12 protein-coding genes are annotated in these 11501 nt (G+C 44.2%); 10 read left to right on the top strand and 2 right to left on the bottom strand.

Features of this window, described 5'->3' with window-relative positions; translation table 11 throughout:
• The first annotated feature begins 135 nt into the window (after window positions 1-135).
• Window positions 136-738: a hypothetical protein gene (locus WAO38_RS09995; RefSeq protein WP_422236712.1), complete on the top strand. Its 603-nt coding sequence runs from the start codon at window positions 136-138 to the stop codon at window positions 736-738.
• A gap of 36 nt (window positions 739-774) precedes the next feature.
• On the opposite strand, the gene WAO38_RS09990 is transcribed toward WAO38_RS09995, so the two are convergent.
• Entirely contained in the window at window positions 775-2097 is a 1323-nt protein-coding gene (locus WAO38_RS09990) for an MFS transporter (protein WP_422236710.1), read from the bottom strand.
• 100 nt (window positions 2098-2197) lie between these two features.
• Here WAO38_RS09990 and rdgB point away from each other — a divergent pair, with 100 nt between their 5' ends.
• Window positions 2198-2824 (top strand): RdgB/HAM1 family non-canonical purine NTP pyrophosphatase, encoded by a 627-nt coding sequence (rdgB, locus tag WAO38_RS09985; protein WP_422236708.1) that lies wholly within the window; start codon window positions 2198-2200, stop codon window positions 2822-2824.
• On the opposite strand, the gene WAO38_RS09980 is transcribed toward rdgB, so the two are convergent.
• The gene (locus WAO38_RS09980) at window positions 2797-3576 is read right to left on the bottom strand and encodes an undecaprenyl-diphosphate phosphatase (RefSeq protein WP_422236706.1); all 780 of its coding nucleotides are present in this window, start codon (window positions 3574-3576) and stop codon (window positions 2797-2799) included. The genes rdgB and WAO38_RS09980 overlap by 28 nt on opposite strands.
• Before the next feature lie 115 nt (window positions 3577-3691).
• Between WAO38_RS09980 and WAO38_RS09975 the strand changes: the two genes are divergently transcribed.
• The 8 genes from WAO38_RS09975 to ccoN all read left to right on the top strand — a co-directional run bounded on the left by WAO38_RS09975 (window position 3692) and on the right by ccoN (window position 11458).
• Window positions 3692-4798, top strand: coding sequence for a pyridoxal-phosphate-dependent aminotransferase family protein (locus tag WAO38_RS09975; protein ID WP_422236704.1), 1107 nt, complete (start codon window positions 3692-3694; stop codon window positions 4796-4798).
• A 4-nt stretch (window positions 4799-4802) separates the two neighbouring features.
• Window positions 4803-5648 carry an ATP phosphoribosyltransferase regulatory subunit gene (locus WAO38_RS09970; RefSeq protein WP_422236702.1) on the top strand — a complete coding sequence of 282 codons (846 nt, stop codon included), beginning with the start codon at window positions 4803-4805 and terminating at the stop codon, window positions 5646-5648.
• Window positions 5649-5662: 14 nt separating this feature from the next.
• On the top strand, window positions 5663-6910 hold the full coding sequence (locus tag WAO38_RS09965; RefSeq protein ID WP_422236700.1) for an adenylosuccinate synthase: 1248 nt from the start codon (window positions 5663-5665) through the stop codon (window positions 6908-6910).
• A gap of 81 nt (window positions 6911-6991) precedes the next feature.
• Window positions 6992-7411 (top strand): flagellar FliJ family protein, encoded by a 420-nt coding sequence (locus tag WAO38_RS09960; protein WP_422236699.1) that lies wholly within the window; start codon window positions 6992-6994, stop codon window positions 7409-7411.
• Window positions 7408-7935 (top strand): MotE family protein, encoded by a 528-nt coding sequence (locus tag WAO38_RS09955; protein ID WP_422236697.1) that lies wholly within the window; start codon window positions 7408-7410, stop codon window positions 7933-7935. Before WAO38_RS09960 ends, WAO38_RS09955 begins: the two co-directional genes overlap by 4 nt.
• Window positions 7936-8007: 72 nt before the next feature.
• On the top strand, window positions 8008-8559 hold the full coding sequence (locus WAO38_RS09950) for a DUF507 family protein (RefSeq protein ID WP_422236695.1): 552 nt from the start codon (window positions 8008-8010) through the stop codon (window positions 8557-8559).
• Window positions 8559-9686 carry a glutamine-hydrolyzing carbamoyl-phosphate synthase small subunit gene (carA, locus tag WAO38_RS09945; RefSeq protein WP_422236693.1) on the top strand — a complete coding sequence of 376 codons (1128 nt, stop codon included), beginning with the start codon at window positions 8559-8561 and terminating at the stop codon, window positions 9684-9686. Before WAO38_RS09950 ends, carA begins: the two co-directional genes overlap by 1 nt.
• Before the next feature lie 290 nt (window positions 9687-9976).
• The gene (gene ccoN / locus WAO38_RS09940; protein ID WP_422236691.1) at window positions 9977-11458 is read left to right on the top strand and encodes a cytochrome-c oxidase, cbb3-type subunit I; all 1482 of its coding nucleotides are present in this window, start codon (window positions 9977-9979) and stop codon (window positions 11456-11458) included.
• Window positions 11459-11501: the final 43 nt, after the last annotated feature.

The following is an 11501-nucleotide window of genomic DNA, read 5'->3' as shown; positions in this document are numbered from 1 at the left end:
TTTAATGCTCTTCGCCTTTACTCTTCGTCATTCCCAACTCGATTGGGAATCCATCCCTAATTTCCGTTTTTATTATTTAACATAATCTAATAATTTTTGTATAATAAGCGATTATTTAATCAAAGGTCATACGAAATGGCACCATGGGTCATGCCGCTTTATATTTTTTCTGGAATCATTATGGCGATAGGGGCGTATCTGACGATCCTATACCGTCCATACTGCACTCTCAAAAGTCCCGAGCGGGAAATCGCGATGGAACTTCATCGGAAGAAGCTCATGGATGAACCAATGAATAGGGAAGAGATAGAAGTAAATAATTTTTATAAGCATCAAACGAAGAGATATAGTTTCGGAGATTTTCTTCTGATGATAAGTATACCTCTTCATGTATTTGCCGGAATGGATTGGTTCCATTTATCTCCACTTTATTTTTTAAGTGTTTTTTGCATGTTGGTGATATTTGTAATGCCAGGCAGTCTGATACCTTATTGTTTTATATATTTTACCGCTTCTTTTTGGAAGATAAAAAACGAACATGCCTTGGCACGTATTAATGCGTATCTTGCAAAATTCAAGGGGAAAATATTAACGAATGATGAGCAGTATCAATATAAAAATGCACGAGCAAATGAAGCTTTTTTTGCATTTTACAGATACGCAATAAATTTTGGTGTAGTTTTACATCTGCTTTTGGATACATGGTTTGGATTAAATGGTAGTTTGATAGTGAATTAAAGATGGGTCCCCGATCTGGTCGGGGATGACAAAAATTTATTTAATAATCTTCGCTCTAATAGCTTCTTCTTCAACCATATCTTTACGGTATTTTACCGCGACAATATTTTCGGTCTCATTGATAAACCATTCTGCGATATGTTCATGTTCCAAATTATTTAATTTTTCCATATCAACATGATCCAGTGAGAGATACAAATGCGAATAACGGTGTGGATTTTGCATTTTGAATGTCCATAAGAGCCATAACGTAGTGATAACGATCAGCGTGACCGTGAATACTTCGCGACTTGAATATTGGAGGGCAATCCCCGCGGCAGCACCTCCGATAAACGTCATAAAGTAGGCAAATCCGTTGGCAATGCCGAGTGCGGCCCCTTTTTGATGCACTTTGGCATATTTGGAGATCATCGATTGTACAAGCGGCTCCATCATGTTGAATGCCATAAAGAAGCTGACAACGCCCACAATAAATTCCCAGCTTTTTGTGGCAAAGCCCATAAGGGTAAAGGCTGCGATAAAGAGAACGATAGAGATCAAAAATATTTCACGCGGTTTATTGTATTTTTCGCCGAACACCGCTGCTGGTCCCATGGCTAAGAGACCCATGACCATTGCCGGTATAAACGCCTGCCATAGATCTTTTTTATCCCATAGAAAGCCGTATTCAGGTTGGGTAAGAAAAATAGGGATGAGGACGAATGAAACGGTCATCAGCCCTTTTTGCATCCCGTTGGTAATAATCATACTGAGCAGATTCGGATCTTTTAGAATATCTTTGGTTGTTGTTGATGAATGGTAGATATGACGAATACGCGGAGGAGTCGGGACTTTGGTAAAGAGGACGATCATGGAGAGTATCGATAAAACTCCAGCGATCCAAAAGAGTGACGAAAATCCGGCATAGGCCGCAAGAACCGGTCCTAAAGCCATTGCTGCGGCGAAGCTAATCGCGATGGTTCCACCCATAAGCGCCATTGCTTTACCGCGAGATTCTTCATTCACCAAATCGCTTATCATGGCAGGGATAACTGCTCCGATTGCTCCGGCACCCTGTAAAAAACGTCCAACCATCAGCATATAGATATCGGTACTGACGGCACAGATGATCGATCCGACCAAAAAGATGACCAAACCGATCAGAAGTGTCGGCTTACGGCCGATCTTATCGCTCATGACACCGAACGGGACTTGAAAAATAGCTTGAGTCAGAGCATATCCGCCGACGATGACACCGATAAGAATCGGAGTGGCGCCTTCGAGATTAAGTGCATAAGCAGAGAGTACGGGAAGAACTAAAAAAAGACCGAAAAAACGAAGCGATAAAATCGCGGAGAGGGGGAGAACCGTTTTAAACACCGTGCAACCTTAGATACGTTAAAATTTTCAGTATTATATTACACCCTTAGATGAAACATCGGGTAAACACCGATAGTTAAAGTCTATTGTAAGGAATGAAATGAGAATCGTCTTGGCTACGTCAAACAAAGGGAAAGTCCGAGAGATTATCGAACTTCTTCATGATCGGGAAGTTTTCCCCTATACCGATTTGATCGAGGGATTCGAGATCATCGAAGACGGCGCTACATTTAAAGAGAATGCCCTTATCAAAGCGCGTGCGGTGTATGCCGCGCTGGGAGATGCCGAGGCCGTCGTCATTGCCGATGACAGCGGTATCAGTGTGGATATTCTTGGCGGTGCTCCCGGGATTTACAGTGCACGCTACGGGGGAGAGGGGGCCAGTGATCGGGATAATCTGCTCAAACTCGTAGAAGCATTGAAAGAAAAAGGGGCAGAGTGCTCCGATGCACACTATACGGCTGCCATAGCGATTGTCTCGAAAGAGGGGGAGAGCTGTGTGCATGGCTGGATGCACGGAAGTGTCGGAACAATTTTAAAAGGGGAAAACGGATTCGGGTACGATCCGATTTTTACCCCTGCCGGATACGCACAAACGCTCGGTGAATTAGCCAACGATGTCAAAAAAGGGCTTTCGCACCGCTCCAAAGCGCTGGAACTGGCGAAAATCTTAATCGATCAGATCAAATTCCTACGTACTCAGACCGGAAGTCTTGCGACTAAATAGAAGAAAATGACCCCTACAATAATACGGTAGATGGCAAACGGGACAAAGGTGTGGCGGCTGACAAAATTGATGAAAATTTTGACGGTAGCCAATGCAAATACAAAAGCGGTTATAAATGCGATAGAAAGCATAAAATAATCGTCCACGACCATTTCATTGCGGTGTTTGAGCAGGTCATATGCCGTGGCAATGATCATCGTCGGAATCGCGAGGAGAAATGAAAACTCTGCCGCGCTTTTACGGCTGAGCCCCATGAACAATCCCCCGATGAGGGTAGCACCTGAGCGGCTGGTTCCGGGGATCATCGAGAGGCTTTGGAAAACACCGATCGTAAACGCTTCTTTCATAGTGAGTTCACTGACATCTTTTCCGGATGTCATCGGCTCGTGTCTGCGAATATATTCAATTAAGAGAAAAACAATCCCTCCGGCAATCAGCATAATACTCACCGTTTCCACTCCGAATAGGGCTTTGATCTGTTTGTAAAACAAAAATCCCAAAGCACCGGTAGGTAAAAAAGCGATACCGATTTTCAGCCACAGCATTTTATCCTGCATCAGCCGTTTGGCATAGAGGAATAAGACGGCGAGGATACTTCCCAGTTGAATCGAGACTTCAAATGCTTTATGGGCATTGGTTTGTTCCAGCCCCAGCAGCTGCGAAGCAAGGATAAGATGGCCTGTCGAGGAGATCGGTAAAAATTCGGTTACCCCCTCGAGTGCGCCGAGGATCAATGCGTCAAATAATGTCATTGTAAAGCTCTTTTTTTGGGTGCAATTGTACCATAGCGTTCCCCCTTAAACCTCCCCTAACCTCAACTAGGGTAAAATGCGCGGATTTATGACACTTTCCATTAAGGAATTTTTGATGTTACTTTTTACCCCCGGACCTACACCTGTCCCTGAATCGGTACGTATTGCAATGGCTGGTGAAACGCTTCACCACCGTACCCCTGAATTTGAAGCGATTTTTGAGCGAACCCGCACATTATTGTTTGAACTGCTTGGGATGGATGAGGTCTTGATGCTTGCTTCATCCGGTACCGGTGCAATGGAAGCCGCGGTGATCAATCTCACCGCTTCCAAACTCCTTTCGATCAATTCGGGAAAATTCGGAGAGCGTTTCGGCAAAATCGCCGTAGCTCACGGGATCGCGAATGTCGAGATCAAGCACGAGTGGGACACGCCGGCTACGGTTGAAGAGGTACAGGCAGCCCTTAATGCAAACCCTGACGTTGACGCTATCGCCATTCAAATCTGCGAAAGTGCCGGCGGATTGCGCCACAGTGTCGAAGCGATTGCCGCAGCCGTCAAAGCGTTTAACCCGTCGATCATGGTGATTGCCGATGGGATCACGGCGGTCGGTGTTGAAAAAATCGATGTCAGCAATATTGACTGTTTGATCTCAGGAAGCCAAAAAGCGTTGATGCTTCCTCCGGGATTGGCGATCATGGGGCTTTCCAACGCCGCAATAGAGAAGATCGGAAGCGGTAAAGGATATTACTTTAACCTTGCAACCGAGATCAAAAACCAGCGTAAAAATACGACCGCATGGACCGCGGCAACAACCCTTATCATCGGTCTTGAAAATATTCTAAACCGTATCAAAGCCGAAGGCGGTCTGGAGAAACTTTACAGCGATACGGCACGCCGTGCCAAAGCGACCCGTGAGGCGATGGTAGCGATCGGATTGCATATTTATCCGGCAACCCCCGCAGATTCGATGACAACTGTTGATGATGCTCAGGCAAAAGAGATCCGTTCACTGTTGAAAAAAGAGTACGAGACAAACGTTGCAGGCGGACAAGACCACATCAAAGATTCGATTTTCCGTATTAACCACATGGGACTGATTGCACCGTATGAGGCTTCATGGGTTATCAATGCTGTTGAGTTAGCCATGGCAAAACTTGGGCGTCGTGCCTATGACGGGACCGCGAACCGCGTATTCAATACCGTCTATTTCGGACTCTGATATTATGGTATTTGAACACGAAATTCCGGAAGGCTCAAAGCTTTACTTTGCCGGAACGGCCAAAATGAAGCGCCTGATCGAAACCAAAGCGAGCACCTTGTTAAGCGATGCCGGCTTCGAAGAGATTTTAACCCCTCTTTTCTCCTATCACCAGCATATGAGTGTCTGCGATCAGCGTGAGCTTATCCGCGTGAACGACAGCGAAAATCATCCGATCAGCCTCCGTGCCGATTCGACGATTGACGTGGTGCGGATAGTAAAGAAGCGGCTTGATGGCAATACGGAGCACAAAAAATGGTTCTATATCCAACCGGTATACCGCTTTCCGGCTGATGAGCAGTATCAGATAGGGGTCGAGATCATCGATGAGCCCAACCTCTCTAGTGCGCTTTATCAGGCGACACAGATTTTAAATGAGTTGGAGATAACGCCTCTGTTGCAAATCTCCAACATCAATATCCCCCGTATTTTGTCTGAGACACTGGGGTTGAGCTTAGATGATTTCCGTCATGTGAATATCGAGAAATTTTTGTCATTGAAAATTGATTGGCTGACGCGGCTGGTGTATATGCAGCATGCCGATGAAATCGATGCGGTAGCTGAAATAGTTCCGGAGTCGATCAAACCGGAACTGATCAAGATCAAAGAGCTGTGTGAAGGGCTAGAATATCCAAATGTCGTCATAGCACCTCTTTATTACGCTAAAATGCTCTATTATGATGAGCTTTTTTTCCGTGTCATTGAGGCTAATGAAGTCTATGCAATGGGCGGACGCTATAAAAGCGATGAGACCGTTTCGGTCGGATTCGCCATTTACACCGATGCGTTAATTGACGCATTACACCAATAAAAATAGGATTATTTATGAAAGCAGATTTGATCGTAGGGATACAATGGGGTGATGAAGGAAAAGGGAAAATCGTCGATTTATTGGCGCAGAAATACGATGTAGTCGCCCGTTATCAGGGGGGGCATAATGCCGGTCATACGATTGTCGTTGACGGTAAAACCCACGCATTGCATCTTATCCCGTCCGGAATTTTGAATCCTAAAGCGATCAATATCATCGGAAACGGTGTTGTTGTCTCTCCCGAAGCGCTTATCAAAGAGATGAAACAATTTGATAATCTTCTCGGACGTTTATTTGTGAGCGAATCGGCCCATATGATCTTAACCTTCCACACCCTTATCGACCAAGCCAAAGAGATTCTTCGAGGCGAAAATGCGATCGGTACGACAGGTCGCGGTATCGGGCCTGCATACAGTGAAAAAATTGCCCGTGCGGGATTTCGTTTGGGAGAGTTGCGTGATATTGAAACTTTGGCCAGCCGTATCATGGAATATTTTGATCAAAATAAGGCAATTTTTGAGGCAATGAAAATTGCATTGCCGACACGCGAAGATTTGGTTGTTGAGCTCAACGGCTATGCTGAAAAATTGGTACCTTTTTTAGCCAATACAACCCAAATGGCTTGGAAAATGATGGATGAGGACAAAAAAATCCTTCTCGAAGGGGCACAGGGGACAATGCTTGACATTGACCACGGAACCTATCCGTTTGTTACGAGTTCTTCGACGATTTCAGCAGGAGCATGTACCGGCCTTGGGATCAATCCTAAAGACATCGGTAAAGTAACCGGTATCGTCAAAGCCTACTGCACACGTGTCGGAAACGGCCCTTTCCCGACCGAAGATCACGGTGAGATCGGTGAGCGTTTACGTAAAGCGGGACATGAATTCGGTACGACCACCGGACGTCCTCGCCGATGCGGATGGTTTGATGCGGTAGCGTGCCGTTATGCAAGCCGTCTCAACGGATGCGATGATCTCTCCATTATGAAACTCGATGTTCTTGACGGATTTGAGACGATTGAAGTCTGTATCGGATACGAAGTCAATGGCGAAGTGATCGATTATCTTCCTTTGGATTTGGATAACGTGAAACCGGTATACAAATCTTTTCCGGGATGGGATAAAACGGAAGGGGTCCGCCGTTTTGAAGATCTTCCTGTTACGGCACAAGAATACCTTCGTGCGATTGAAGAGTTAACACAAACAAAAATCGGTATGATTTCTACATCACCGGATCGAAACGACACTATTTTAATGTGAACACCGGCGGAAGATTCCGCTTGGCTGCACTTGCCGCTAAGGCACTGATACTTGCCCATCGTGTGGCAGAGGTGACGGAACATGAAGTCAAAATATGCACCGTTAGTCAAACTCAAAAAAAAGAGTCTGGACAACACCGAACGTTCTCTCATAAGCGCGAATAATGAACTCTCATCCGCTTCTACTAAACTGCATCATGCTTATGAGGATCTCTCTCGTATGATGCTGCCCACACAAGGTTCCATTGGTGAATTCACCCAAGCTGCTGCAATAATCCATGCCCAGCATCTCACGATTGAAGAGTGTAAGAACAGACTTCAGCTCGCAGAGCAAAAACAGGTGCAAGCACGCGAACGTTTTAAACAGGCAATGATCGATTATGAGAAATTTAAATATTTGGAAGTGCAAGAGATGAATGAACATCTAAAACTTCTTAAAGCTCAAGAGGATAAAATGCTCGATGAAATCGGAACCATAACCTATAAAAGAGAAATATTATGAAAATTATCTGGAGCTTAGTACTGCTGATATTGAGCGGACTTTACGGTGCACCCGCGACCAAATCGTATGAATGTACCAAAATTTTTGAAGATCGCAAAAATGAGCTGCTGGTGGAGCTGGAACGGATTGACGAACAGCGCCAATCCCTCGATGCCCTTAAACGTGCGACGGAAGAACTTTTACGTAAAAAAGAGGCCATGGTCCAGGGGAAAGATGTCAAAGTCGATCAGAAATTAAATGAGATCAAAACAAAAGAGGCCTCCATCAAAAAAATGTTGGATGAGAATAAAAAAGTATTGGATGAGATGAAGCAATTAAAAGCGGACAAGGTATCCCAGGCTTTCGGAAAAATGAAACCGGCAGCATCGGCACAAATCCTCTCCCAAATGGATGCGGCCGATGCCGCTGAGATTATGATGACGCTTAACAGCAAGGTCACCGGACAGATTCTGGGGAAAATGGACCCTAAAAAAGGATCACAAGTTACCGATGCACTGCGAAAACTTCCGGAGAGCCCAAAATAACTTCCTAATCCCTCTAAGCGATTTTAGAGGTATTTTAGAGTAAAATGCAAAAAATTTCACTCAGGGCTGGCAATGAAGGTTTCACTGACACACGTACCCCATATCGCGACACGCATAGCTGTCGATCTTAGCCGCAGCGGTTTGGTCACTATGACCAAAGGACTTGAGAGTGTTGCCAAAGAGGCCGAAACGGTTTTGGCCGCCAATATTAAAAAAGAGATGGCTCTGGAAGAGAAGGTCAAAGAGATCGTTAATGCCAACGAAGAGCAAATTGATTTCTATTTGGCGGATGAGCGGCAGCTGTTTTTCATGATCAAAAAGAAATTGGCTCCTGAGTACGGTGTTGTCCTTTCGTACGAAGACCGCTATTCCGACATTGCACACCAGATTCTTGATGTATTGTATGAAGAAGATTTGATTAATTACGATGTGAGTGAAAACCGTATTAAAAATATTATTTATGATGCCATTACCGGATCGATCGCCGATTCAAGCGAAATCGAGTCGGCTGTGTATGAAAAAATCAAAAGCTATAAGCGCAACCTTATTCCCGGAACGGATGAGTATGAGATTGTGTATGAAAAACTTTATAAAGACGAGTTGGTTCGAAGGGGGATGGCATAATGCGTGATGCGTGGATTTATTTGGAAAACGGCACTTATTTAAGTGCTAAAAGCTTTGGTGCCGATACGACAGCAGTCGGAGAAATCGTTTTTAATACTTCGATGAGCGGATACCAGGAAATCATTACCGACCCTTCCTATGCGGGACAATTTGTAACTTTTACCATGCCGGAGATCGGTAATGTCGGAGTGAATAGCGAAGATATGGAAAGTTCATCTGCCCACTGCAAAGGGGTTATCGTCCGCCAGTACCAAAGCCATTATTCGAATTTTCGCGCAGAAGAAGCGTTGCATACCTTTTTGGAAAAGCACGGGATTATCGGCATTTGTGATATCGATACCCGTTTCATTACCAAAATGCTCCGCACCGAAGGGGCGATGATGATGATCGCATCGACACAGGTGAGTGACAAAGAGGAATTGAAAAAAATTCTTGAGAGTTCACCGCGTATCGAAGAGGTCAATTATATCGAAGAAGTCAGTACGAAAACGTCATACGTTCATAAGAACGGTATCTACGACCCGTTCAATTTCCGATATAACGATGCACCTGCAGCGAAAGCAAAGATTGCGGCAATCGATTTCGGAGTCAAGCGCAATATTCTGAACGAACTTACCGAAGCGGGATTGGAAGTTGAAGTATTGCCGAACTCTTTTAGTGCCGATACGCTGATTGCCCGTTACGACGCTAAAGAGATTGACGGGGTGTTTCTCTCAAACGGTCCGGGAGATCCGCTGGTTCTGAAGCGTGAACAAGAAGAGATCAAAAAGCTCATCAATCGCAAAATTCCGTTATTCGGAATCTGTTTGGGACACCAGCTTCTCAGTATTGCTCACGGTTATGATACCCATAAGCTGAAATTCGGGCATCATGGCGGAAATCATCCCGTTAAAAATGTTACTACCGGTATGGTTGAGATTACGGCTCAAAATCATAACTATAATGTACCGGAATCGGTACGTGAAATCGCAACAGTAACCCATATTAACCTTTTCGATAATACGATTGAAGGCCTGCGCTACAACAGCGGACATGTATTCTCGGTTCAGCACCATCCCGAATCAAGTCCGGGCCCTAAAGAGAGCCGCTATATATTCAACGAATTTCTCCAACTTCTTCAACGGTAAACGGGTTGCTTCGGAGATCCCGAAGTAACTTTCCCACAATAATTTTTCCTGCAAGTGTTACTTTTTTACCCCCATTTCTGTGAATAAGCTTAAATATATCGTTAAGTTTGAATAGTGTGAAAAATATTTAATAATTTAAGATTCCTCAAATACTGTGGTTGCTATCATTAGAGTGTTTAATAGCCTACTTTTGTTACAAAAGTGTTAAGGGCATCTTTGATTTCACAGGTTTGCGAAGTCAGAGGTGCCCTAATAGGCTCTTATGCTTTGAATCTTTAAGGAGGTCGTAAATGGAGAATCGTCCATTGGAGTATGATTACACGGTTGCTAAGTGGTTTATGCTTGTAACTGTTGTTCTCGGTATTGTCGGGATGCTTGTCGGCGTTATTTTAGCGTGGCAAATGGCGTTTCCAGCTGTGAATTTGATGGCGGGAGAAGGGTTGGCAGAGTATACCAACTTTAGTCGTCTTCGTCCGTTACATACTGACTCGGTAATCTTTGGATTTACCCTAAGCGGTATCTGGGCTACATGGTATTACGTAGGTCAACGTGTATTGAAAGTGTCTATGGCAGAATCAAAGTTTTTGATGTTCCTCGCTAAATTTCACTTTTTTGTTTATCTATTAGTAGTAGTTGCTGTTGTTGGCTCATTGTTACTCGGTATTTCTACCGGTAAAGAGTATGCAGATTTTGAATGGCCTATTGATATCGCAGTAGTTGTGGTATGGGTTACTTGGGGTATGTCAATTTTTGGTTTGATCGGTATTCGCCGTGAAAAATCTTTGTATATCTCTATCTGGTACTATATTGCTACATTCCTTGGAATCGCTATGTTGTATCTTTTCAACAATATGGAAATTCCAACATATTTTGCTTCAGGCGGAATCGGTGCATGGTATCACTCTGTTTCAATGTACTCTGGTACAAATGATGCGTTGGTACAATGGTGGTATGGACATAACGCAGTTGCGTTCGGATTTACTGTACCTATCGTTGCGATGATTTATTACTTCCTTCCAAAAGAATCAGGGCAAGCGGTTTATTCGTATAAATTGTCTCTTCTTGCGTTCTGGGGATTGATGTTTGTTTACCTTTGGGCAGGCGGACACCACTTGATCTACTCTACTGTGCCCGATTGGATGCAAACTATGGGTTCTGTGTTCTCGGTTGTATTGATTCTCCCATCATGGGGTTCTGCGATCAATATGCTCCTTACTATGAAGGGTGAATGGCAACAAGTAGCATCTAGCCCATTGATCAAATTTATGATCCTTGCGTCTACATTCTATATGTTCTCAACTCTTGAAGGTCCGATCCAAGCGATTAAATCGGTCAATGCATTGGCTCACTTTACAGACTGGATCGTTGGTCACGTACATGACGGTGTTCTTGGTTGGGTTGCTTTCATGATTATGGCGGCACTTTTCCATATGGCTCCACGTGTATATAAACGTGAGATTTATTCTAAATCGTTGATGAATACTCAATTCTGGATTCAAACTCTTGGTGTTGTTTTGTATTTCACATCTATGTGGATTGCAGGGATTACTCAAGGTATGATGTGGCGTGCTCACGATGAGTTCGGTAACTTGGCTTACTCGTTCATCGATACCGTTTCAGTATTGCACCCATATTTCACGATCCGTGCTGTTGGTGGTACTTTGTATCTCGTAGGTATGTTCTTGTTTGCGTACAATATGTACAAAACAATGACAAGCTCTCGCCGTGTTGAAGAGAGTGAACTTCAAAACGCATCGCCTATGGGCGCTTAATAAGGAGGGGAAAAATGTTTCACTGGTTAGAAAAACACCCGTT

Origin of the sequence: Sulfuricurvum sp. (assembly GCF_049277495.1) — a bacterium.
In the GTDB taxonomy this organism is placed as follows: domain Bacteria; phylum Campylobacterota; class Campylobacteria; order Campylobacterales; family Sulfurimonadaceae; genus Sulfuricurvum.
Note: the sequence above shows the minus strand (reverse complement) of the source record. Positions and strands in the feature narration are given on the sequence as shown.